Raw genomic sequence first — 22,657 nt, forward strand, 5'->3', positions numbered from 1 at the left:
CTTTCACCGACCCGGCGGTCAGTGAAAGCAGCGCGGTTAATTTGATATTATGGACGTAAGTGCGTTTTTGCCCGGTATGACGGAGCATCTTGGGGTCGTTTAGTGCATTTCTATTTGAATGGACGACAGTTCCTGCTCCGACAGCGCCAGATCCAGTATCATCTGATCAAGATAGGCCTGGGTTTGGTTACTGATCTGCGGGATCAGCTGCTTGTAATAATCGATGCCAAGCTGAAGCTGATCTTTAAATTTCATCAGGTACTTAGCTTTCTTCTCATTGAGGTTTTTCATGTATACGCTGATGTCTTTCTTCAGGTAGTCGATATACAAATTAAGCTCGTTGATAAAAATATTGGGACGAGCGACATCTGCCAGCAGGTTCAGCTGGCCGTAAATATGTTTGACCATTTCGTCAAGGGTATAGATACGGGAAAAGTAAGCCAGGTTAGGCCCTGGGCAAATGGTAACGGCCTTGCTTTCACGGGGCCTGATCATATCGTTCTTGATATAGGCGGAAGCACAAAGCCCCTCGCACAAACAAACTTTCTCGACGATATCATCGTAACGTTCTTTAAATTCTTCAGCAGGTAAGAGGTACTCCTGTAATTGCCTGATCTTTAAATGCTGAAATTCACGTGACGCGGTGCAGATCGGCAATTCGGTAAATTCCGTATTGGTGGAAAGGTACTTTTTGACACACGGGCTGCCCGGTCTTCCTTTAGCGATCCGTTCCAGGCGCTGTTGTTCTCCGGAACTTTTTCTGAAATTATTAAATAGGATACCGAGCGGCGAGGAAGAGCTGATATAATAATCATCCGGGCTGGCACCGACCAGGTTTTGGAGGGTTTGTTCGTCAACATTGGTCGCTTCCGGCACCAATAAGAAGGTGCTGCCCCAACCAGTACCGTTCAAATGATAGTGCTCCAGCAAGAACACATTTTCATCGGCGGTACCGATACCACCCTGCACACTGATCCGCTGTAAAGGGGCAACACTGATCTTAAGGCCTTTATTATCGATCGCCTGGCTGTACATTGTGTAAAGCTCCGCTACCATGTCCTGTTTCTTTAATTTGAATTCTTCCAATATCGGGCCCAGCAGCAGGCCATCGGTAGCGAAAGCATGACCACCGCAGTTCAGCCCGGATTCGATCCTGAACTCAGAAACCCACAAACCTTTTTTGGCCAGGAACTTGGCTTGAATAATAGCAGATCTAAAGTCGCTAACCTTTAGGATGATCCTCTTTTTAAGCTCTCCTTTTTCATCGGGAAAGAAATCAGGAAAGGTTTCCAGGTAACCGTACAAACGTGGGTTCATCCCTGCCGATAAGACGACCGATGACCGCAGCTTACTTTCTGCAAAACCCCGGAGCGCGGAAAGCGCGTCGGTATTTTCATCCCCGGCATAGTCGCCATTCACTGCGTAATTCATTTTATCGACTTTGGCCATGATATTGACATCGATCGCTCCGCAACGCATTTGCTCGCGAAGCACGGTCTGGAATATCTGCTTATTCTCCGGGTATTCCATCATCAGCTCATAACCCTGCTTTAACAAGGAGCGTTCCGGCAGCAGGTCAAAATAGCGGCAAATGTCATTCTCTTCTTCAAAGGGCATGTGTTGCAATGCAGCGAATTGTTCATTGACCAGTTCGTTTAAAAGATCGAGGTAGGCCGTGATGCGTCTCGCCCGGCTATCCGGGTCCTGCTTTAAGATCGGCGTGTAGGCGATGCCGTTCTCATCGCAATGAAATTTACGCATCCGTTCTGTCAGCTCATCATCAACGATGGATACAACCGACGAGATGCCATATCGCGCCACCTTTAGCGGGGTGTCGATGGAGTAAGCTAAACCTAAAACGGGAATGTGGAAACTATGTATCATAGAACTTTTTGTAAATGTTAGGGTAAAAAAAGCGGCTGGCGACCGCTTTTTGAAAGGTTTGTATGGTATTAAAAAAACATAGCTACGATCATAGCCATGTTTAGGAAAATGCTCGCAACAAAGCAAAGGATGATCGTGCGTATTCCAGCACCACCCATTCCTGCAATGAAATTGGTAAAAAAGCACACCATGGTGACCACCAGGACAGCGATCGGCGCATCGTAATAATACATTAGTACCGCGGGTATCGGTAAAAATAAGACACCGTGAATCATCAGGCTGACAAAGAACCATAAGGTGCGGTTAGCCGCCTGGGTGTCAGCGAAACTGGTATATCTTTCCCAAATGCCCGTTAGTTTTTTGTTGGATATTTTTTTGTTTTCCGCCCAATTCATAGGCGCTGCTGTACTCAATGTTGACATGATGGTTCGTATTTATGAGTACAAATATCCGTCTGGCATCGCTACGGTCACGTGACGCCCGTCAGTTCAAAAGGTGACCTTACGCACATTTCAACATTAGTGACAAACGTTTACTCCGCCAACCTGAGCCTGCGGGCTTAGATAAGGTATGTCAAGGGATAATCCACGCAGGATGAACCAAATACCCAACAAGAGCATGAAATAAGGCACGATGGCGTTCAGGCGTTTTCTTACCTTTAAGTTCAATGAACCGGCGCCGATGGTAGCCGCGAGCATGAGCGGGATCGTACCGATACCGAAATAAAACATGTATTGGACCCCTCCGGATAGCGTACCAGTGTTTACCGACCCGAGCAATGCGAGATATACGAAACCACAGGGTAAAAAGCCGTTCAATATACCGATAATGAAATGTCCCGCTTTGTTTTTTAAGGCGTAGCTGATAAGCTTGTTGAAAGGAGAAAGCAGGACGCTCATCATCCGGCCACGGGTCAGCGGATACCGGACCAGCCTGGCCAGCGCAGCCAAAATGATCAGTATGCCACTGAAGATACTGATGTATTGCTGTAGACCGAACAACCAGAACTGGCGGCCGAGCAGGCCGGTTACTAAGCCAAGCAGGGAGTAACTGACGACCCGCCCTAAATTATAGACCAGCTTATCCCAGACCAACAGCCAAAAACCCGCGCTTGTCACCGGTATGGCGAAAGCGAGCGGGCCGCACATACCGATGCAATGCACGCTGCCGAACAGACCGACAAAAAAGGCGATCTCGTTATTGCTCACGGCAGGTCGATCTTTTGCGTAAACAGGTATTTTTTACCATAGCTTTCCCAGTTTAATACCATCTCCCAGCGACCTTTTTTTAGGTTGCCCAGGCGTATCAAGGCATTGTTGTCAACGTCGGCAGTCAGCGTGAAGTTTTGATCCATGGTTCCATCAGCCGGTCGCGACAGGTATAGTTGACCGGTGACCGGCGCGGTAAAATGAATATTCAGATCCCGGTGATCCAACCTGATCTCAGGCCGGGCATGATCAATAAGTACCTGTTTCTCCCGGTTATAATCTCTGTCAAACGCCAGGCCCTTTTCATAATAATGAGGGTCGGCTTCGTCCGGTTGCCTGAACATCACCACACTCATGGCGCCTATAAAGATTGTAAACGCAACTAATAAAATAACTATTCTTTTTCCCCAGTCCATAATTTTAATCGTTAATTGGTCCGATAAATGTTGTTTTAATGGTGTTCAACACCTGGTTTTTCCGCATCACCCTGATCCGGATCTCTGTCTTTGCGGCATGGATATTCACCGCTGGTATGAGGACAAAGAATACGGCCTTCGCTGAACTTTCTTTCCCCAGGACGCCGAGCTTCTGTATATATTCGATCTTGACGGCCGGGTCATCAGAGAGCAGCCGGATATCCTGTAACTGATCTGTCTTGTTGATAAGATCAGCATTGTAAATATTACTGACATAACCGCCTTTTCTTTCCTGGTAAAGCATTCCTGCGGATCGCATAATGGAGACATCGACATCTCCCCGTTGAAAAACAAAGTAAGTCAGTACGCCCAGCAAAACGACGATGATACCAGCGTATCCGTACATCCTGGGTGTCAGCACCTGTCTCCGCTTTTCTTTGATCATATCCTCCGAAAAGAAACCGATCAGGTTGGTCGGTTTGTGAATCTTGGTCATCACGAAATCACAGGCATCGATACAGGCGGTACAGTTGATACATTCCATCTGGCTGCCGTTACGGATATCGATCCCGGTCGGGCAGACATCGACACACAAGCCGCAATCCACACAATCACCCAACGGATTTTGTGTTTTTCGCGATAATTTTCCACGGGGTTCTCCCCGCTCATAGTCATAAGTGATACCTAAAGTATGTTTATCCGTAAAAACGCCCTGCAATCTGCCATAAGGACAGATCACCGTGCAAACAAGTTCGCGCACCTGGCTGTACACCAGGTAAAAGGTAGCGGTAAATATCCAGATGCTCGCAAAGCCTCCCCAATGCTGGCTGACCGGCTCTTCCATGATGGCGATCAGTTCATGGCTTCCGATGATATAGGCCAGGAAGGTATTGGCTATTAGAAAAGACAGCAGGATAAACAAAACGTGTTTGGCGGTCTTCTTCCATATTTTCTCCCGGGTCCAGGGGCCGTCGTCCAGTTTTTTACGTTTCCTATGGTCGCCCTCTATCCAGATCTCGATCTTGCGGAAAACCATTTCCATAAATATGGTTTGCGGGCATATCCATCCGCAGAACAACCTGCCGAAGGCGATCGTGAACAATACGATACAGACGATACCGGCGAGCATGGCCAGCACGAATAAAAAGAAATCCTGCGGCCAAAAAACCTGACCTAATATTACAAACCGGCGTTCTAATATATTAAGTAACAAAAACGGATGCCCGCCGATCCGTAAAAACGGACCGGCAAAAAACAAGATAAGATAGGCGTAACTTAACCAGGTACGATAATGGTAGTATTTGCCTTTACGAATGTCGGGGTACATCCATTTCCGGCCACCATCTTCGGTATTAGGCTGTTCTGTCTTATCATCTACAAGCATCGCGTTCACTCTATCAACAGTTTATATCTATTTCTTTTTAAGCATCGCGGTTTTTAAACCGACAGCAATATCTTTATCAGTTTCTTTTGTTCCTTGCGGTTCTTTTGGATTTGCAGGGTTTGTACCATGTATCGATTTGACAAAGTTGGCAACGTCAGATATCTGTTTCGGTGTCAGTTGCTTTTCCCAGGTCGGCATCCCTTTGCTTGGTACCCCGTATTTGATCGTCTTGAACAGATCACTCACCTTGTTGCCATGCAGCCAGAAATCATCGGTCAGGTTTGGGCCAACCTTACCTTCGGCATGGTCTCCGTGGCAGGCCACGCAGGTGGATTTGAACACGGCTTCACCTGCAGTGATCACGGTAGGGTCTTTCGTTAGTTTTACCGTGTTCTCATCGACAAGGTTGGCCGATTTCGAAAGGTAAGTAGCCCGGTCTTTAGCGGCGACGGCCATCTCGGTCTTGTATTCATCGTATTGTAATTGCCCGATACCAAAAACATGATAAATCAGCAGGTAAGCTACACCGAAAGCGATGGTTCCATAAAATAGCACCATGAACCAACGCGGTGTAGGGTTATCGAGTTCCTGTATACCGTCATAGTCGTGCGCGATGATCAGGGTATGCTCTTCGGAAAGCGGTTTCAGGGAAAGCAGTTTTTCGAGATGGTTGACCTTGGGTTTCTTAGGCTTTACCTTAGCCGCGGCCTCGTCGGCCAGGATCTTTTCGTAAGCCTCGGAACCGATCATCACCTTGGTCATTGCTTTGATCGCCCTGACGATCACAAGTAAAGCGGCGATAAAGACAAGTAGCGTCACTACGATAGCGCCGTAGCCTACAAAGTTCATGATCTGGCTGGTGGTCAGCTCCGGCAGGGCGCTGTCATCATCTGCGAATACCGGCTGTGCAAACAGCAACGGTATCAATATGTAGCGTAAACGGTTCATGGTTGTTCGATTTGGTCAGGTTCGCTAATGGTATCGTTCAGGGGCATATCACTCATGTATTCGATGTGCGTTTTTTTTAACCGGATGAGCATTATCGTCACAACGATAAAGAATACGAGGAAAATGCCTAATGAGAAAAGCAGGTATCCCTGGTTCTCCGAAATGTGTTCTGTGAACTGTCTGAACATGGTCTTATTTATTAGGTGTTTTATTGGCTTTAATATCTGTACCCAAACGCTGGATATAAGCGATGATCGCGATGATCTCCTTATCACTTTTGACCTTGATATGATCCTTGTACAGATTATCGGAGATCCCTTTGGCCTGCGCTGCCAGCTCACGGTTGGCTATTTTTTCATAACCCGGAGCATAGGGCACACCCAGCGTACGCATCGCATTGATCTTGGCTGCGGTGAGGCTGGTATCCAGTTTCTGACTGATCAGCCAGTCATAATTAGGCATGATGCTTCCCGGCGACATCAGACGTGGATCCATTAAATGATTATAGTGCCAGGAATCACCGTATTTACCACCCTCGCGTTGCAGATCGGGTCCGGTTCGTTTCGATCCCCAAAGAAACGGGTGATCATAAACAAACTCGCCGGCCTTGCTGTATTCGCCGTAACGCTCGGTTTCCGAACGGAACGGTCGCACCGTTTGTGAGTGGCAATTAGAGCAACCTTCCCTGATGTAGAGGTCCCGGCCCTGTAATTCCAGCGGCGTGTAAGGTTTTACACTCGCGATCGTTGGTATGTTTGATGATATGGTCAGTGTCGGCATCAACTCGATGAACGTACCGATCAGGATCACCAGCAGGGATAAGATCATGAACTGGATAGGTTTGCGTTCAAGGGCTCTGTGCCAGTGTGCTTTTTCGGCAGGCTCAACGGTCAACGGTGCCAGCGGCATCGCCTCGGCCGCTTCGTTGGCTAACAATTTACCCTTTAAAGCAGTTTTACAAAGATTGAATGCCATAACGATCACGCCCAAAAGGTACATGCCGCCTCCTACGGAGCGTACTACGTGCATCGGGATGATCCGCATCGTAGTTTCCAAAAAATTCGGGTACTTCAACATGCCTTCCGGCGTGAATTCTTTTAACATCAAACCCTGGGTAAAACCGGCCCAATACATCGGGACCGCGTAGAACAGGATACCCAGCGTGCCGATCCAAAAGTGGAAGGCGGCCATCTTCTTAGAATAAAGTTCGGTTTTGTAAATACGCGGGATCACCCAGTACAGGATGGCGAAGGTCAGAAAGCCGTTCCAGCCCAAAGCTCCGACATGGACGTGCGCGATGATCCAGTCCGTAAAGTGCCCCACAGCATTGATCTGTTTCAGCGAAAGCATTGGTCCTTCGAACGTGGCCATACCATAAGCGGTCAATCCGACCACCATGAATTTTAAAACAACGTCGTCACGTACCTTATCCCAGGCACCGCGCAGAGTTAACAATCCATTGATCATACCGCCCCAACTTGGTGCGATCAGCATGATAGAGAAAGCCACACCTAAAGATTGCGCCCAGCCCGGTAAGGTGGTGTACAACAGGTGATGAGGCCCGGCCCAAATATAGATGAATATCAGCGCCCAAAAGTGGAGGATACTGAGCTTATAAGAGTAAACAGGCCTGTTGGCCATTTTAGGTAAGAAATAATACATCATACCCAGGTATGGCGTGGTCAGGAAAAAGGCGACCGCGTTGTGCCCGTACCACCATTGTACCAGTGCATCCTGTACACCGGCGTAAACCATATAACTTTTGAAAGCCGAAACCGGTAACTCGACAGAGTTAACGATATGCAATACCGCGATGGTAACGAACGTGGCTATATAGAACCAGATGGCCACATACAAGTGCCGCTCTCGCCTTTTGAATATCGTACCGAACATATTGATACCGAAAACCACCCAGATCAACGTGATCGCGATATCGATCGGCCATTCCAGTTCAGCATATTCGTGAGAGGTTGTAAAACCCAGCGGCAAAGTGATAACCGCCGAAATAATGATCAGCTGCCATCCCCAAAAATGGATCTGGCTAAGCGCATCGCTAAACATCCTGGCTTTAAGTAGGCGTTGCAGTGAATAATAAACACCCATAAAAATGGCGTTACCTACAAAGGCGAAGATCACCGCGTTGGTATGCAAGGGGCGTATCCGTCCAAAACTGGTGTACTGGTTGCCCATGTTCGCGCCGGGCGAATATAACTGGATAGCGATGAGCAGGCCCACCGTCATGCCGATGATACCCCAGATCACCGTTGCGATACCAAAATTCCGGACGATCTTATTGTCGTAGTAAAACTTTTCGAGCTGCATAGTTTATAGTTTGATGAATGGTGTAAAATTAGCCGGGCTAATCTGCCCGGGGAATGACAGCGGTTATGAATTAATATGATCCGGGTCATTTTTCGGTTCGGTCAACTCATCATCCAGCAGGATTCGCACTGAGGGTGTGTACAGGTCATCGTTCTGGCCACTGTTTTGCGCCCAGAAAAAAGCGCCGAGGAAGATCAGGGCAAGCAGCACACTGCAACCGATCAGAAAAAAAATTATGTTCATAGCAGTCTTCTTTTTTTGGCCGCTATATGCGCGGCGATACTGGTAAAGGCGATGATAGTGGCTGTGCTTGCGGGCATCAGTACCGCTGCCATCAAGGGGGAAAGCCTGCCGGTAACCGCAAAGCTCAATCCAAACAGGTTATAGCATAAGGAAATCAGGAACGAAGCGTGAATGATCTTGACCGTATCCTTGGAAAAACGCAGGAAGAGCGATAGTTTATCAAAGGCGCTTCCATCGAGGATCGCGTCGCTGCCCGGCGAAAAATTGTTGACGTTATCGGTTATGGCAATGCCCAGGTCACTTTGTTTCAATGCTCCGGAATCGTTCAAACCGTCGCCGATCATCATCACGATCTTTCCTTCGGCTTGCAGTGAGCGGATGAGATCGAGTTTTTCCTGCGGGGAACGTCCGAAATACATGGAGTTCTGATCGGGGAAAAAACGGGTCAACAACTCCAGTTCATGATCCTTATCACCGGAAAGCAAATAAATATCATAACGCTTGCGGAGTTCGGACAGTTGATCCAGTCCTTTACGGAACTGATTTTTAAAGCTGAAATAACCGGCGTAATATTCATCTATCTTCAGGTGTACTTTAGTGAACAGGCCTGCATCCTGGTCCACCTGCCCGTGGAAGATCAGTTTGTGATTACCGATGAGCACGATATGGCCGTTGATCCGGGCCGAAATACCCTGCCCAGCTATCTCGGTATACTCCGATGGTTCGATGGGCGCGATATTACCCAGGAACTGGCAGATTTGCCTACTAAGGGGATGCGTCGAATTATTACAGGCGCTATAAATCAATTGTTTACTTGCATCATCCAGTTTGGAATAAAGGATGACATGCTGATCAGCCGGGCTGGTGATGGTCCCGGTCTTATCGAAAACGATCGTATCGATCCGGGCCATTTGTTCCACTACCGCCGTATTCTTTAAATAGAAGGCGTTCTTATCGAAAACGCTCAAAGCTGCCGACATGGTGAATGGGGTGCTTAAGGCCAACGCGCAGGGGCAGGCGACGATCAGGACGGCTGTAAATGCCGCGATGGCCCTGTTCACGTTCGTCGGCAGCCACCAGATCAGGGATGCGAACGCGATCAGTAAAAGCACGTACGTAAAATATTTACTTACCTTTTGATTGAAGGTACCCATCCGGTTGTCCTGTTTCCGTGTAAAAGCTTCGTTATTCCATAACTGGGTGAGGTAACTTTGCGATACCGGTTTGATCACCTCCAGTTCCAGGGCTTCACCCATCTGCCTGCCCCCGGCGTACACGATCTCACCCAGCACACGCGCTACCGGTAGCGCTTCACCGGTCACGAAACTGAAATCGATACAGGCCTTTCCCTTTAACAGGATCGCGTCGGCAGGAATGATCTCGCTGTTGCGGATCAATATCCTGTCCCCGGTCTTCAGTTCGGATAATGGGACGGGCTTTTCAAGTCCGTTGACCAGCGTATGTACCGCAACGGGAAAAAAGGACCGGTAATCTCGCTCGAAAGAAAGGTGGTGATAGGTTTTCTGCTGGACGAACTTTCCGACCAACAGGAAGAAGACCAGGCCGCAAAGCGTATCTGCGAAGCCTGCGCCGGAATGCGTGGATACCTCGAAAACGGTACGCAGGAAGAGGACAGCGATGCCCAGCGCCAGCGGAAAGTCGATATTCAACACGCCGTTCCGCAGGTTATTCCAGGCCGAAGTAAAGTATTCGCGGCCGCTGTAAAGCAATACCGGAATCGCAAAAAGGACGTTGAGCCAGCCAAAGAAATACTGAAAGTTCTGCATCGAACCCGACAGGCCGAAATATTCAGGGAAACTTAGCAGCATCACATTGCCGAAGCAGAACCCGGCGACAGCGATCTTTTTGACCAATCCGTTCGAATTGACACCGGCCTGCTTTTTAACCACATCCTGCAAACTAATCAGGGGTTCGTAGCCGATATCGGCCATGGTTTCGACTACTTTCCGCAACGAGATCTCTCGGTTATCGAACCGGATCTGGACCCGCTTCTTTAAAAAATCGACCCTGCTGTAATAAATGGCCGGATCGATCTTGTTGATCTGTTCCAGTAACCAAATGCATGAACTGCAATGGATATAAGGGACGTAAAAGGTAATGGTAGTAACCTGATCGTCCTGAAAGTCGATCAGGTCTTTAATGATCGCCGGTTCATCGAGGTATGCGTAGCGTTTATCCACCCGGGCCCTGTTAGCACCGGGGTGGTCGTTGTAACGGTAATAATTACATAAGCCGCTTTTTGAGAGTATCTGGTAAACACTTTTGCAACCAGAGCAACAAAAGCTATGCTCGTCCAATCTGTGAACGGCCTCAACGAGATCATTACCGCAATGGTAGCAGAAGGCAATTGTTATAGTATCTGTCTGCATATTAAGGAATTAATTGATATCAAAGATGCGATGCAGCGCGATACATAAAAGTGACCCCTGCTCCCCTGAAAAGTGATCCGCATCATTTTTATTCCATACCCAGCGGTTTAGAAATGCGTGAGTGATAGCCCTTCCGGCAATACAAGCAGTGGAATAGCACATTGATGCGCCATCTTTTGGGTATGGCTGCCCTCAAATAATCTTTTGAAAAAGCCCTCCTTCCGGTGTACAATCACCAGTATATCCACATCGCCGTGCGCATTAAGCCAGTTCAGTCCCTGCTCTACAGTGTGGCCTTTCACATGCCTGTAATAGATCTTGGGATATAGCGCCTTGCTGCTTATCATGCTTAGAAAATCTTCGGTCCTGCGTTTATCATTCCCGGTCGGCTGTTCATCTCTGGTAACATGTGCTAACAATATCTCTGCATTAAAATGCCCGGCCAATGTGGAAACCGTTTGTAACAGGTCCATATCTCCTTTGTCCAGGTCGGTCGCAAAGGCGATCTTTTGGATAGGGCGGAATACCCGTTGGGGCGGGATCATCAGTACCGGGTAGGTCGCGGCATCAACGATCAGCCGGGCATTGCTGCCAAACACCATCTGTCCGATCGCGCCGTGCCCCGACATGCCCATGACCACCAATGAGGCTTTTTTCTGGTTAACGATATCTTCCGCGACCTCGCATAGCTGCCCCCCGATACTCAGAGATTCCAGCCTGACGCGGTTCGCCGGATTTTTAGACACCAGCTCATCTTCATGCGTTAGCTGCTCGGCAAGTAGTTTCAATTCCGCGGTAGTTTCCCTTTTCAGCGATGCATAACTTTCCATCGGCCAAACCACATGTTCTGCCAGCGGGGTATCAGCGGGTACTTTATCAATGGCGTGGCACAGTGTAATATCCATTCTCAATGCCTTGGCCAGGTGGACGGCATAATGGGCGGCGTTGTTCGCGGCAACTGAAAAATCTGTGGGAACGATAATGGTTTTCATGGTCTTCTTATTTAGTGTTTGATGGATACTCAGCGTTTGCTCAGGTTCTGCCCGATGTTGTACAATTGCATTTCAAGCCGCTCGTCCAGGTCGTAGATATCCTTGTAAACGACCGGGTAACCGTTAATGACCTCGCAGGTCAGGTAGGTGACTTTGATCGGTACCGGGGTTTTAAGTACAAAGTTTTTTGTCTGGTAATTATTGATCGCCTGCAGCAAGGTGAAGATCTTACCGGGCGTACCGTCATGGTTCAACAGAAGCGCGGCGAGCTTTTGGGCCTGCTCCACGCGGATGCATCCATGACTGAAAGCCCGTTCTTTTTTAGCGAACAGCTTTTGTTCAGGGGTATCGTGCAGGTAGATATCGTAAATATTCTTGAACCGGAATACGACCAGGCCCAAGGCATTATCGCAACCCGAAGACTGCGTCATGTAGTAATTCTCCGGATTCTTTTTGACCAAAAGCAGTGAGGCCCGGTCATCTACGAATCTTCCCTGACGGTCATAGATCGCGTAATGATTGTTCATTAAAAATGCAGTATCCCTAATGGCTTTGGGCAATAGTTCCTTCCTGAATATTTTAGCAGGCACCTTCCATTCGGGAGCGCTCGTAAAATGGGTGATCATACTTTCCAGAGTCGGTGTAGGTGTAGAGGGTTTACCGACCACGACCTTGAACTGATAGCTTGTATCAGGGCGGTAATAGGTCAAACTGTAAGAGGGAATGTTGATCTGAATATAACTGTCACCTTCGATACCGACCCAGCGGAGCCGCTCCATGTTGATCGCGATCCTGCGTACATCGGCTTCAGGCGTTTCATAACAATCTCCGGTATAAACCTCCTTGATCAGGTACATCTGGTATTGCAGGTCCTGGTATTGTTTTGAACGGGGCTGTACCGCGTTGATGTTGTTCATCAGGTCGGCCTCTCCAAGGGCTAAGGTGAGCACCTGGGCGGCATCGAAACCATTGATCATTTCGCTGTCTATCCTGGCGGAAGTGTAATAAGGGTTGAGTTTCCCAAAGTGCAGGTTATTCACCAGGTTAATCATCGCGTCCGTTAAAATAATATCGAAACGCGCTTTTTGCAGATTAGTGATCTTTTCCGGTTCCTCCAGAATTAGGTGCAGTTTATCATATAGTAACTCTTTGGGATGATAGTCCTCATGCGCCAAACCGTATTGCAATACGCAATCGATCATGAGCATAGCCGCCCAGGTACTTTTCTGGTTCTTTTGTTTAACGACCCATACCGGGGAGAATTGACGGGCCGTATAAAAACGTTTAACTGCGCTCGGATAATACAGGGAGGCTGATACCTGACGTTCGCCGAATTGTTTTTGTATAATGGCCGCCACCGAGGTGTCGGGTGATACCCGTTCCTGTGCATGGACCATTTGTTGCAAGCCGGCGATCAGGACGGCTGCGAGGAATACGATCATCAACTTTTTCATTTTCAAATGATTGTTGATGTAAAGTTGATGAGGAAAGGGATAATTAATAGTGATGACCGTCACCCGTTCGGATGATGATACGCACAATTCCGGATCTTGAGAATTCTTACAATATGTTCAACATCAATAACTAAAGTGATCAGGATCATAGGGTGTTCCATGTACTTCCCGCAAATTTGTATAACGAATTACTTAATTACCAAGATCATGAAAACAATATTGGTACTAACCGATTTCTCGGACAATGCCGGAAATACGGCTGTGGTTTTAGCCTCAAATATGCATGCTAACGTTCTTTTATGCCATCACCAGATCCTGATGCCGGTTCCGGCGTTTTACGCGGGCGGGGCCTATGTAAGTAGTGAGCTGGGCTGGGAAGAGGAACAGAACAAAAAGAGTATGGAACACCAGCGGGAAGCACTGGAAGCGATCATCGGGAATATGCCTACGGATCACAAGCCTGGCCTGCATACCATCTGCTGTGAAGGGGACCTTGCCGATAATGTGAACGAGATCATCAAAACCCGTGATATTGAAATGATCGTGATGGGTGAAGGTGATCATGGTTTCACCAGCCATTTCTTCTTCAGCAGTGAGATCACGGCTATTATCGAACATGCCTCTAAACCTATTTTAGTGTTCCCTTCCGGTCATGTTTATCAACCTATTGAAAAAGTTGCTTTCGCGACCACCTTTGATGAGGCTGAAATAGAACCGGTGCATTTTCTGACCAGCCTGGGAAAACTGTTGAATTTCGGGATCGATATTGTTCACGTTCATCAGTCTGGTGATCAGGAAGCGAAGGACCTGGAAAAACAGGATAGTTTCAAAAAGCGCGTAGCCAAATTCAACTTCGACCAGATCAATTACAAGATCGTCAATGGAAAGGATATCGATGATCGCCTCCAAAGCTATTGTAATGGATCCGATCCGGGATTGCTGGCCTTGTGCCATCACCAATATTCTTATTTGAAACGGCTGTTCCAGCATAGTACAACAAGGGATGCATTATCGAGGCAGAAATTACCGCTTCTGATCTTCCCCACAAAATAGGTGAATGCTTAAAAAACAGATTATGAGAACGCTTCGGTTTTATTTTTGTCACCCTGTCAAAGGCCGGGTGAGGTTAAGCAGCCCGCTCTGTCCGCTTCAAAGTAAGTACTTGCCTTTTAATACAGACAAGGGGCAAGTAGCTGACATTGTTATTGATGGTCTGGAATCAGGCCATTGGAAAGCCGCACTGGAATGGGAACATGACGGACGGAACTTCTTTTTAGAAAAGGAGTTCGCTATTTAGCAACGGCTTTTGTTGATAGTAAATCCCCCGCAATTTATGCGGGAGATATTTGTATGCTTAGCCGGTGATCAGGTTGTTTTCAACGATGACCCTTCGATCAGCTTAAATATTTCGCGTTTAACGGCCCGATATTCCTTGGTCAGATTGACCATCAGGTATTCAAGTTGTACCTGAACAACACTGATCTCAGCTGTGTTCTCCGGGATGATATCCTCTGCCATCAATTCCAACTGTTTCAACTGTTCATCCAGAATGACATCTGTTTGGCGGCTGTCTTCCTTTAGTTTGATCAGGTTCCTGCCCGCTATCTTCAGCAGGGCGCTATCCGGCAGATCAAGCGTATATTCTCTGATCAGGCGTTGCAAAAAGTTCGTTTCTAACTTAAAGAACTCCAGGTCCGACTGCCAACGTCTGCCTAATACGAAAAACTGTAGAGAACGGGTAGATAATGAAATTGCGGTATCCATAGATTTGATTTTTGGGCAAGGTCGTCAAAGTGATGGTCAGAAATATTGACGCAGAGCATCACGGTCAGTGATGCTGATCATTTTCTGTTTGCTGTGTAAGTGGTAGGATGATCTTGAAAGTGGTTAAGCCAAGGGTAATATCAAAGCTCACCGTACCCTTTATCAGTTCAACGGAACATTTGACAATGCTTAACCCCAAACCTGTCGCAGATGGTTTTTTTGTGTTAGACATTCCTCCTTTTGTACTACAAATCAGGCATTTAATCGGGCTACATTTGTATCATCAGAAGATAAAAGCATAAAAATGTCACCCAAAGCGAAACTTAAAAGAAACATCATCAACAGGTATTTAATAGCGAGTACCTGGCCGATCATTAAGGGTACATTAAAAGAACCTTTTGTGAAACGAATAAAAGGAAGGGATTTCTTTTCGCCGAAGATGCTGCAAACGTTAACCAGCAGGGTTAATAACCTTAGCCCACAATCCCAAAGGCAATGGGGAACGATGACACCCGATCAAATGCTGCATCATCTTAACCTGGCAACCGGCAGTGCATTAGAATATTTTGATCTTCCGGATGAAAGTTACCTCCTGTCAAGAACCTTATTTAAGTGGTTATTGATAGACGTGCTTTCAGTACAACCGAAAGGACTGCAAGTACCCCTAACTTTTAAAATACCGCCAAAACAACATTTTGACTTTGAGCACGAGAAAAAACTACTGCTCGAAATAATAACTAAAGCGTGTAACAGTAAAACCACAGCGAACTGGGGGCCCCACCCTTTTTTCGGTCGCATGAGTGATAATAAATGGGGCAGGCTGCTGACGATGCATATCGATTATCATTTAAACCAATTCGGTGTATAAATAGTATCAACCAATTTAAAATTATAAAAATCATGGAATTAAAAGGAAAAACAATATTGATCACAGGTGGTGCCGCAGGTATCGGATTAGAAGCAACAAAACAGTTTCTGGCCAATGGAGCCAAAGTAATTATCACGGGCAGGAACCAGGCAAAATTAGATGCTGTCAAAAAATCGTATCCAGCTATAACCGCGATACAAAGTGATGTAGCCGATGCCAACGATGCGCAATTACTTTTTGATAAGATTAAGGAACTTGGCGGGATTGATATTTTATACAATAATGCCGGTGTAATGAGCGGACCGGCGAATTTAGGTGTAGCAAATGATAAACATTTTGAAGCAGCAGAAAACGAGATCAATATTAATTATCTCGGAGTAATTCGCTTGACCAACTTTTTTATCGAAATGTTGAAATCAAAAAAAGAAGCTGCCATCATCAATACATCATCGGTGCTGAGTTATGTTCCATTTAATTTGGCCCCGACCTACTCGGCCAGCAAAGCGGCAATATGCTTCTATACGGTGTCGTTAAGAGATCATTTGCAGATACTAAACAGCAGGGTTAAGGTATTTGAGCTTTTGCCTCCTGTAGTAGCAACAAGCATGACGGAAGGCCTTGAAGCAAAAGGGATCCCTCCTGAGAAATTGATCAATGAACTGATCGCGGGTATTAAAAAGAATAAGTTTACCATACGTGTTGGCGACACCAAGTTGGTATACCTGATAAACCGGATTGCCCCTAAAATGGCATACGGACTAATTAATACTGCAAAAAACGCAAAACTGCTCAAATAACAGATCGCATTTAGTCGGACATTCAAAAATTAAATCAAATGGCTAACACAACAACAACGGATGCTGATCAACTCAGCAATATTCTCCATAGACAGCGCGCTGCCTTTTTGCGCGACGGCGCACCCACACTTGAACAGCGCAGGGCTGATCTGAAAAAGTTTAAAGCTGCATTGATTGACAGGAAAAAAGAGATCGAAGACGCGATCAATACTGATTTTGGCCATCGCTCACGGCACGAGACGGACATCGTAGAGATCTTAGGTGTGATTGAAGGTATTAAATACCTGGATCGCCATCTTCGCAAATTCATGCGGCCAACAAGACGCCATGTAGCATTGCACATGCGGCTTGGCAAAGCCCGTGTGGAATACCAGCCACTTGGCGTAGTTGGTGTTATATCACCCTGGAACTACCCCATTAATTTATCATTGATGCCTGTAGTAACTGCAATTGCTGCGGGTAACCGGGTAATCCTTAAGCCGTCCAAGTTTACGCCTGCAACTAATGCGGTGATCGAAGCCATGTTTAAGGATGTTTTTCCGGAAGAGCAAGTGACGCTTGTAAATAGCGATGGTGCAGCATTTTCTAAATTACATTTTGACCATCTTGTCTTCACCGGCAGTACATCAGTAGGGCGGTCTGTAATGAAGGCGGCAAGCGAGAACCTTGTGCCTGTTACACTGGAACTGGGCGGCAAATCTCCGGTCATTATCGCTAAAGGGTACTCGCATGACCAGGCTGTATCCCGTATCGTATATGGAAAATTGCTTAGTGGGGGGCAAACATGTATAGCGCCTGATTATGCGCTGGTACACGAAACTGAAATTGATGCCTTCATTAAGGCTTACGACAAGGGCGTAAAAACCGCTTATCCGGAAGGTCCGACAGGCATAGACTATACATCGATTGTGAACGAGCAACAATATGCCATATTAAAGGAATTATTGGACGATGCCCGCACACATGGAGCAAAGGTTATTGAAGTTGGTAACAGGCCTGGTGATGCATTGAGCCGGCCGCACACCATGCCTCCAGCAATTGTACTGGGTGTAACCGATGCCATGAAGGTTGCACATGAGGAGATCTTTGGCCCTATATTGCCTATACTTCCTTATCGTTCTATTGATGATGCTATTGATTATGTAAACAGACGGCCAAGGCCACTGGCACTCTACTATTTTGGTAACGATAATGACGATAAACGAAAAGTGCTGACTCGCACTACCTCTGGCAATGTTACCATCAATGGAACATTCTCACACATTGCCCAGGATGATCTCCCCTTTGGAGGAGTTGGAGAAAGCGGCATGGGGCAATATCATGGAATAGAGGGTTTCCGCACGCTGAGTCATGCCAAGGGCATATACGAGCAGGGACGCTGGAATGGTATGGACCTGCTACATGCCCCTTTTGGAAGTCTTACTGATAAACTGATCAGGCTTTTTCTTCGGTAACGATCGGGGTTACATACTTTAGATCATATCTTTATATTAAATTGATCATCTTAAAATAGCATACTATGCAACACTTTAAATCTATTAGTGAAATGGCGCGCGCCAACGGTATGGCACCGCCAGAGCATCCACTGATCGGATTGGTCAGGATACAAGAAAATATGGTGATAAACCACCCGGAGTATACCAGTGATTGTTATATGATCGGGTTAAAGCGGGTAAAGGCGGGGTTTATGATTTACGGCCGTACTAAACTTGACCACGAAAAGGGATCAATGGTGTTCCTGAAGCCCCGCCAGGTGATCGAAATGAGAAATTTGGAATTTGAAGAGGACGGGTATATCCTGTTTTTTCATGAAGATTTTTTGAATGGACATAGCTTACACCAGGAGATTCAAAAATATTCTTTCTTCGACTACGAAGCCAATGAAGCCCTGCACCTGGCACCAAAGGAAGAGAAAATTATCTGGAATATTTTTAATGCCATAGAAATGGAGTATAATAATAACGAAGATGAATTTAGCCGGGAGATCATTTTAGCCAGCATTAATTCGATGCTGAAATTGGCAGAAAGATTTTATAAAAGGCAATTCATCAACCGAAAACAACTATCGGGAAAAACCGTTACCGAATTTAACAGGGTTTTACTCAAGTATATTAAAGACGGGTCGCTTGATAAAGGTTTGCCAAGTGTGGCTTACCTGGCAGATCAACTCCATATTTCACGTCGTTACCTTACCGATCTGTTGAAAATTGAAACCGGCAGAACCGCTCAGGACCTTATTCATTTAGCACTGATAAATGAAGCGAAGAACAGGTTGACTGCAAATGACAAAGCGGTATCTGAAATTGCCTATGCCTTAGGGTTTGAGAACATGTCCTACTTTTCCAGGCTATTTAAAAGAGAAACGGGCATGTCGCCAAAATCTTATAAAACTCAGTATATAAGTTAAATAAACGATCATAAAAAATGCATTAATAACTGGTGCAAGCGTAAAAGATCGCATTTATACGGCTATTTACTAATAAAAATTAATCCAGTTCCTCAACAATTACCTACCACCCAGGGATGTAGCGCTTGTCCTAATTTATTTGGTATTCAAGATAAAATGATAATTGCCGGAGCTTACCTGGAATTTTAGGAGTCCATCGTTTTTCGTGATGAATGTTACGCCCTTTGCTTTAGCAGCAGAACCTGTACCTTCTGAAACTACTGACGGATCATTTCCAGGTAGATAAACAGTTGCTATGGTGTTTACCGGAATAGTAACATCAACAATGATCCGATCTCCTGATCTTTTCCATTCACTTTTTATATCACCGCTGATAGACTTAAAAGAACCTTTTACCCATTCCATATCTTTTAAAAATGCCGGCTTGACAACAAATTTCCGAAAGCCAGGCCCGTCCTCGTCCGGGGAGATCCCGACCAGATCATTAAATAACCATTCGTTAATTTGGCCCGACATAAAATGATTTTGTGATCCAAAATTACCGACACCCGCGTCCCATTTTTCGGTTAAGCTTGTTGCGCCCATTTTAAGCTGGTAACCATATCCCGGTTTATCCGACTGGTTGTTCATATCATAAACCACATCCGAGCGGCCGCCGTCGGCCAGGGCCCTTAACACGAACCGATAGCCTACTTCACCTGAAGTAAAACTATTATTGTGCTTCCTGATATCATTTATCAGCGCGTCCAATAGCTTCTGCCTGTTTTCAGGTTCAACGATATTAAAAAACAAAGGCATAGCGCTTGTAGTTTGCGAACCCGTGGCATATAATCCTGTTTCCGGGTGATAAAAGGTTTTATTAAAAGCGATCCGGATCTGTTCGTATTCCATTTTAAATGCTATGGCATCTTTTTCGTTACCTAATTGTTTGGCAATGTTATACATGATCCAGTTATCATAATAATAAATGGCTGTCGCGGTAAATGATACCGGCGTTAATTGCGACCCCCAAGGTTCTTTAGGGCCAATATCGTACCAATCGCCAAGCCCGGTATAGATGATATGATCTTTTGCTTCAGCTGATAAAAACCCTATATAACGTTTCATACTTGAATAATAGCGCTGCAAAAGGGATATATCTCCCGAAAACAAATATTGCTGCCACGGTACAATAATGAACGACCCACCCCATTCCGGAGAGTTGCGCAAGCTATTAGTCAGATCAGGCGATCCCGCGATGAAATATTCCGGGGCAATATTGGGTATAAAACCGTTATCCAGTTGCGCGTCAAACATATCATTCATCGTCTTCCGAAAAAGAGGTGCCATATCAAAGTTATACCGCAACGAAGGGCCGTTAAGATGGTTTTCTTCCAGCCAGCCCATTTTTTCCCTTTGCGGACAATCAGTCATCAAACTCATCATATTGCTGCGCTGTGCCCAGCGCACCAGGGTATATATGCGGTTAAATAAGGTATTTGAACTTTCGAAATTTCCAACAGGTGTTGATGAAGAATGTACAATAGCATCAGTAAGTTCATTGATTTTAGGTAGTTCTCCACCTATCGTAGCTGGATATAACTCTACCTGCAAGTACCGGGCACCCTGGTAAAAGAACTTCGGCAACCACTTTTCCTGCCCTTTTCCGGCTAATGTATATTGCCACCAGGCCGGCCTGACACCGTTTTGAGTAGCCGAAGTCCGGTCCGCCAAACCATTTTTCCCTAAAAGCTCCGAAGGTATCATCCGTACCGATGAACCTTTAGGCCCGCTTATATTTAGCTCTGGCATCATGGACGCATTTTGCCCAAAATCATAAAGCCATAAATTATCTTTAATTCGGGTTACTTTAACGGGCCTGATACGATCGATCACTTCTATGGGTGGTGCCGAACAGGAAAGCCCTTTTAATATCCCTCCGGGTCCCGGCGTTTCAATGGCAAAGGCCCAGCTATTGCCGGCTTTAAAATCGGGTTTATTCCAGCCAACTGGCTCCAGGTTCGCGTCATAATCTTCACCGCCGTATAAATTAGAATAAGTAATTGGGCCGGGCGAAACCTGCCATGTTTTATCTGTGCCAATGGTCTTAACAGACCCATCAGCATATTCAAGTCGCAACTGTGCCATGGCCTTTGCCGGTCCAAAAGTGGTAATGAATTTCACATACCGCAAAGTATCCGGTTGGATATTATACACGCTGTTGCCTAAGATGATACCCATGGCATTATTACCGCTTTTAAGCTGGCGGGTAACATCATACGTATCATAAAGTACCGTTTTGCGATAGTTCGTCCATCCCGGTGTAAGTAGTTGCCGTCCGCTTTTTTTGCCGTTAATATTTAATTCGTATTCAGAAAGCCCACTGATATGGATAACCGCACGAATGAGCGCCGGTTTAACCCCGAATTCTTTTCTCAGCATTACCGAAGAATAGTTCGGGAAGGTACTATAGTCTTCCACCCGATCTGTCAGGTTATCCTTATTAAAACCATTGTCATTCTCACTATCCAAAGCTTGTACGGGTTTACCCGCAGCGATATTTTTACCGGAAGACCACACCTCGATCTGCCTTAAAGAAAATCCGGTCCGGGTCATTTTATTAACCGCTATCCGCACATACCTGCCGTTTACTGTGTTTTTTGGGTAGATGTGTACAGGCGCATAACCTGGTGCTTTAAAATCCTGAGCTGAATAATCGGCCAGTATAACACTTGTTTTAAAAGATGGATCGTCAGATAATTCCACTTTAAAGCGAACAGGGAAGCCAAAAGCCGCGCGGTCCTCAAAAAAGGTGGGATATAACCTGACTTCCGAAAACGGCTGTGGTTTCTCCAGGTCGATCTGCACCCATTTCAACTCATCACCATTAGCGGTATTTTTGGACTTGTAACCTACCGGCGATAATGCATACTTATCTGCACCTTCAGCGCTGATCCATTTTGCCTGCCAATCTACAGAACTCATGATACCCATTGTCCAGGTAGCAGCCTGGCTCCATGCAGATGACTGACCATTTTGATCCCATACACGTACTTTCCACCAACATTGCTGACTTGATCTTAAAGCTTTACCTTGATAAGCGATATAAGCCATACGATCGCTCATTACCTTTTTAGAATCCCACAGATCGCCGCCATTTTTAAAATCGGGTGTACTGGATACCTGTACCTGGTAAGCGCTTTGCCCGACCGCCCTTGTTTTGGCATCAATGTTTTGCAGGATATAACTTAAACCGGGCTTGCTTATATCAACCCCCAGGGGATTGATTCGTAATTCGCATTTTAGTTTGCCTGGTACTATTTTGGATTGACCCGCAACGTATGAGAAATGAGCATTCAGCAAAAAAAACAGAATGACGATTTTAGAAATTTTGCACATATGAGAATGATAGAAGAAGAAATGTACAATTTTTTCCAATGAAGAGATAAGAAATTTACAAATTTGGTCTAATTGGTCAAGAAAACCATTAACCTTCCTGGTTAATGGTAAAACCAAATGTAATGTATTGTTGACAATTAATCCAAGATCTAGTTACTTTACCATTAATGATGCTCAAACGCAATTATGCTAAAACTTTTGA

22 protein-coding genes are annotated in these 22,657 nt (G+C 46.0%); 7 read left to right on the forward strand and 15 right to left on the reverse strand.

Annotation, left to right across the window (positions count from 1 at the left end):
- Positions 1–99: 99 nt before the first annotated feature.
- The 10 genes from ABIN91_RS04035 to ABIN91_RS04080 all read right to left on the reverse strand — a co-directional run bounded on the left by ABIN91_RS04035 (position 100) and on the right by ABIN91_RS04080 (position 10,774).
- Positions 100–2,010, reverse strand: a complete 1,911-nt coding sequence (locus ABIN91_RS04035; RefSeq protein ID WP_348048715.1) for a hypothetical protein — start codon at positions 2,008–2,010, stop codon at positions 100–102.
- Positions 1,953–2,306, reverse strand: a complete 354-nt coding sequence (locus ABIN91_RS04040) for a hypothetical protein (RefSeq protein ID WP_348048717.1) — start codon at positions 2,304–2,306, stop codon at positions 1,953–1,955. Before ABIN91_RS04040 ends, ABIN91_RS04035 begins: the two co-directional genes overlap by 58 nt.
- A gap of 96 nt (positions 2,307–2,402) precedes the next feature.
- Complete coding sequence (locus tag ABIN91_RS04045; RefSeq protein ID WP_348048719.1) at positions 2,403–3,092, reverse strand: sulfite exporter TauE/SafE family protein; 690 nt, start codon at positions 3,090–3,092, stop codon at positions 2,403–2,405.
- Positions 3,089–3,508, reverse strand: coding sequence for a FixH family protein (locus ABIN91_RS04050; protein WP_348048721.1), 420 nt, complete (start codon positions 3,506–3,508; stop codon positions 3,089–3,091). Before ABIN91_RS04050 ends, ABIN91_RS04045 begins: the two co-directional genes overlap by 4 nt.
- Before the next feature lie 4 nt (positions 3,509–3,512).
- Positions 3,513–4,892, reverse strand: coding sequence for a cytochrome c oxidase accessory protein CcoG (gene ccoG / locus ABIN91_RS04055; RefSeq protein WP_348048776.1), 1,380 nt, complete (start codon positions 4,890–4,892; stop codon positions 3,513–3,515).
- Positions 4,893–4,919: 27 nt separating this feature from the next.
- Positions 4,920–5,840: a cbb3-type cytochrome c oxidase N-terminal domain-containing protein gene (locus tag ABIN91_RS04060; protein WP_348048723.1), complete on the reverse strand. Its 921-nt coding sequence runs from the start codon at positions 5,838–5,840 to the stop codon at positions 4,920–4,922.
- Complete coding sequence (locus tag ABIN91_RS04065) at positions 5,837–6,028, reverse strand: hypothetical protein (RefSeq protein WP_348048725.1); 192 nt, start codon at positions 6,026–6,028, stop codon at positions 5,837–5,839. Before ABIN91_RS04065 ends, ABIN91_RS04060 begins: the two co-directional genes overlap by 4 nt.
- A 4-nt stretch (positions 6,029–6,032) precedes the next feature.
- The gene (gene ccoN, locus ABIN91_RS04070) at positions 6,033–8,162 is read right to left on the reverse strand and encodes a cytochrome-c oxidase, cbb3-type subunit I (protein WP_348048727.1); all 2,130 of its coding nucleotides are present in this window, start codon (positions 8,160–8,162) and stop codon (positions 6,033–6,035) included.
- Positions 8,163–8,225: 63 nt separating this feature from the next.
- Complete coding sequence (ccoS, locus tag ABIN91_RS04075) at positions 8,226–8,405, reverse strand: cbb3-type cytochrome oxidase assembly protein CcoS (protein ID WP_348048729.1); 180 nt, start codon at positions 8,403–8,405, stop codon at positions 8,226–8,228.
- The gene (locus ABIN91_RS04080) at positions 8,402–10,774 is read right to left on the reverse strand and encodes a heavy metal translocating P-type ATPase metal-binding domain-containing protein (RefSeq protein WP_348048778.1); all 2,373 of its coding nucleotides are present in this window, start codon (positions 10,772–10,774) and stop codon (positions 8,402–8,404) included. Before ABIN91_RS04080 ends, ccoS begins: the two co-directional genes overlap by 4 nt.
- On the opposite strand from ABIN91_RS04080, the gene ABIN91_RS04085 reads away from it, so the two are divergent.
- Positions 10,712–10,843: a hypothetical protein gene (locus ABIN91_RS04085; protein WP_348048780.1), complete on the forward strand. Its 132-nt coding sequence runs from the start codon at positions 10,712–10,714 to the stop codon at positions 10,841–10,843. The genes ABIN91_RS04080 and ABIN91_RS04085 overlap by 63 nt on opposite strands.
- Positions 10,844–10,902: 59 nt before the next feature.
- On the opposite strand, the gene ABIN91_RS04090 is transcribed toward ABIN91_RS04085, so the two are convergent.
- Entirely contained in the window at positions 10,903–11,787 is an 885-nt protein-coding gene (locus ABIN91_RS04090; RefSeq protein ID WP_348048731.1) for a universal stress protein, read from the reverse strand.
- 29 nt (positions 11,788–11,816) lie between these two features.
- Positions 11,817–13,304, reverse strand: a complete 1,488-nt coding sequence (locus ABIN91_RS04095) for a L,D-transpeptidase family protein (protein WP_348048733.1) — start codon at positions 13,302–13,304, stop codon at positions 11,817–11,819.
- Between the two features lie 144 nt (positions 13,305–13,448).
- Here ABIN91_RS04095 and ABIN91_RS04100 point away from each other — a divergent pair, with 144 nt between their 5' ends.
- Together ABIN91_RS04100 and ABIN91_RS04105 are read left to right on the forward strand one after the other, a co-directional pair.
- Positions 13,449–14,294: a universal stress protein gene (locus ABIN91_RS04100; RefSeq protein ID WP_348048735.1), complete on the forward strand. Its 846-nt coding sequence runs from the start codon at positions 13,449–13,451 to the stop codon at positions 14,292–14,294.
- Positions 14,295–14,316: 22 nt separating this feature from the next.
- The gene (locus ABIN91_RS04105) at positions 14,317–14,538 is read left to right on the forward strand and encodes a hypothetical protein (protein ID WP_348048737.1); all 222 of its coding nucleotides are present in this window, start codon (positions 14,317–14,319) and stop codon (positions 14,536–14,538) included.
- 68 nt (positions 14,539–14,606) lie between these two features.
- Here ABIN91_RS04105 and ABIN91_RS04110 read toward each other — a convergent pair whose 3' ends face one another.
- Together ABIN91_RS04110 and ABIN91_RS04115 are read right to left on the reverse strand one after the other, a co-directional pair.
- Positions 14,607–15,005 carry a hypothetical protein gene (locus ABIN91_RS04110; RefSeq protein ID WP_348048739.1) on the reverse strand — a complete coding sequence of 133 codons (399 nt, stop codon included), beginning with the start codon at positions 15,003–15,005 and terminating at the stop codon, positions 14,607–14,609.
- A 64-nt stretch (positions 15,006–15,069) separates the two neighbouring features.
- Positions 15,070–15,237, reverse strand: a complete 168-nt coding sequence (locus ABIN91_RS04115) for a hypothetical protein (RefSeq protein WP_348048741.1) — start codon at positions 15,235–15,237, stop codon at positions 15,070–15,072.
- Between the two features lie 72 nt (positions 15,238–15,309).
- On the opposite strand from ABIN91_RS04115, the gene ABIN91_RS04120 reads away from it, so the two are divergent.
- From ABIN91_RS04120 to ABIN91_RS04135, 4 genes are all read left to right on the forward strand, one after another.
- The gene (locus ABIN91_RS04120) at positions 15,310–15,873 is read left to right on the forward strand and encodes a DUF1569 domain-containing protein (RefSeq protein ID WP_348048742.1); all 564 of its coding nucleotides are present in this window, start codon (positions 15,310–15,312) and stop codon (positions 15,871–15,873) included.
- Between the two features lie 32 nt (positions 15,874–15,905).
- Positions 15,906–16,670, forward strand: coding sequence for an SDR family NAD(P)-dependent oxidoreductase (locus ABIN91_RS04125; protein ID WP_348048744.1), 765 nt, complete (start codon positions 15,906–15,908; stop codon positions 16,668–16,670).
- Between the two features lie 38 nt (positions 16,671–16,708).
- Complete coding sequence (locus ABIN91_RS04130) at positions 16,709–18,124, forward strand: coniferyl aldehyde dehydrogenase (protein ID WP_348048746.1); 1,416 nt, start codon at positions 16,709–16,711, stop codon at positions 18,122–18,124.
- Between the two features lie 65 nt (positions 18,125–18,189).
- Positions 18,190–19,077 carry a helix-turn-helix transcriptional regulator gene (locus tag ABIN91_RS04135; protein ID WP_348048748.1) on the forward strand — a complete coding sequence of 296 codons (888 nt, stop codon included), beginning with the start codon at positions 18,190–18,192 and terminating at the stop codon, positions 19,075–19,077.
- A gap of 135 nt (positions 19,078–19,212) precedes the next feature.
- On the opposite strand, the gene ABIN91_RS04140 is transcribed toward ABIN91_RS04135, so the two are convergent.
- Positions 19,213–22,455: a family 78 glycoside hydrolase catalytic domain gene (locus ABIN91_RS04140; RefSeq protein ID WP_348048750.1), complete on the reverse strand. Its 3,243-nt coding sequence runs from the start codon at positions 22,453–22,455 to the stop codon at positions 19,213–19,215.
- Positions 22,456–22,657 lie beyond the last annotated feature (202 nt).

The organism is Mucilaginibacter sp. (assembly GCF_039921305.1).
GTDB lineage: Bacteria > Bacteroidota > Bacteroidia > Sphingobacteriales > Sphingobacteriaceae > Mucilaginibacter.